The organism is Gemmiger formicilis (genome assembly GCF_016901605.1).
In the GTDB taxonomy this organism is placed as follows: domain Bacteria; phylum Bacillota; class Clostridia; order Oscillospirales; family Ruminococcaceae; genus Gemmiger; species Gemmiger formicilis_B.
Window position 1 is genome coordinate 1 of sequence record NZ_JACJKP010000607.1, and the last position, 283, is coordinate 283.

The window sequence follows — 283 nt, forward strand, 5'->3', positions numbered from 1 at the left end:
CTGTTCGGTGCCCATTATTCTTGCGGCGCAGAAAAACCAAGCCCCAATTTTCTGAATTCGCTGGGTGTGCAGCCAATTTGAAATTTAAAAATGCGATTGAACGTGGCCAACGAATTGAATCCTGAACGCATGGCAACTTCTGTGATGGGGAGCGAAAAGTCTGCTAACAGGGTTTTGGCAAAGAGAAGCCGTCGCCCTAACAGATAGTTGTGGCAGGTGGTCCCTGTTATTTCTTTAAAAAGTCTTGCAAAGTGGTACTTACTGAATCCTGCTTCGTTGGCCA

General features: G+C 46.3%; 1 protein-coding gene. It reads right to left on the reverse strand.

Annotated features, from left to right (window positions below; all coding sequences use genetic code 11):
• Positions 1 to 14: 14 nt before the first annotated feature.
• Positions 15 to 283 (reverse strand): helix-turn-helix transcriptional regulator (locus H6B10_RS16130; RefSeq protein ID WP_204652436.1); only part of this gene is annotated, 269 nt, incomplete at its 5' end.